Origin of the sequence: Streptomyces sp. MS191 (assembly GCF_008042125.1) — a bacterium.
Taxonomy (GTDB): domain Bacteria; phylum Actinomycetota; class Actinomycetes; order Streptomycetales; family Streptomycetaceae; genus Streptomyces.
On the sequence record NZ_RDBI01000063.1, the window covers coordinates 47,035 to 48,142 of the forward strand.

1 protein-coding gene is annotated in these 1,108 nt (G+C 72.8%); it reads right to left on the reverse strand.

The window, feature by feature from the left end:
- On the reverse strand, positions 1-813 hold an 813-nt coding region (locus EAO71_RS38285), incomplete at its 3' end, for a TubC N-terminal docking domain-related protein (protein ID WP_261992368.1).
- Positions 814-1,108 lie beyond the last annotated feature (295 nt).

The window sequence follows — 1,108 nt, forward strand, 5'->3', positions numbered from 1 at the left end:
CAGGTCGGGGGCGGGCGGCAGGGCGTCCACCCGGTCCCACCAGTAGGCGCGGTCGCGGTGGTACCGGCTGCCCTCGCGGGCCCGGCCGGCCGCCAGGACGTAGTCGCGGAAGCCGGCTCCCGGCGGCTCGGGCCGCCGGGAGCCGGTACAGATCGCGTCCAGTTCGGTGAGCAGCAGCCGGATGCTGCTGTAGTCGCAGATCAGCAGGTCGACGGCGACGTGCAGCAGCAGGGCCCGGTCGGTCTCGGTGACGCGCAGGTCGAACAGCGGCCACTGCTCGGTGGGACGCACCTGGTGCGACATCTCGGCGCGGGTCGCCTCCAGGGCGCCGGTCCGGGTGGCGGTGTCCGCGCCGCGCAGGTCCTCGCGGCGGACGTGGTAGCGGGGGACCTCCGGGAGCACCCGCTGATGGCCTTCGGCCGAGACGACGGCCCGCAGCATCGGGTGCCTGCGGATCAGCTCGTTCCAGGCGTCCTCGATCCGGTCGGCTCCCCAGTGCGGGAGCGCCAGTTCGAGGTAGCCGTGGCAGGCCACGCCGCCGTAGTCGAAGGCCTCGCTGCGGCCGAGCAGGTAGGCCGCCTGGACGTCGGTGAGCGGGAACGGCTCGTGCGCCGCCTCCGGGTCCGCGACGACGGCCGGGCCGTACTCCTGTGCCCGTAACAGGGCGAGCACCTCGTCCCGGTGGGCCTTCAAGGTCTCCAGCCGCTCCGGCGTCATCACCCCTCGGGGGGCGCGGTAGCGCAGCCGGCCGTCCTCCTCGTACATCGTCACACCGGCCGCGCTCAGCTCGGCCACGAACTCCCCTGCATTCACGATCCGTTGCCCTTTCTCGGCGTCCTGCGTGCACCACAAAGCGGCCATGAGACGCCTGACAGCCTCACGCATCCCCCCTGGCGAAGTTCTGGATGGCCCGCCACCGGCCGCGGCTGCCCGCCGCCCCGCCCGTGCAACGGTCAATTCACACCAAAGGGCGGCAACGGGTGCGTATAGGCTGACCGGCGCACACGCTCCTTCCCGTACCCCGCCGCCCCTCTGGAGAGTCTCCGGTGTCCGTCGCGTCCGCACCGTCCGAATCCGACACTCGTACCGCCGTACCCGCCCCCACCGC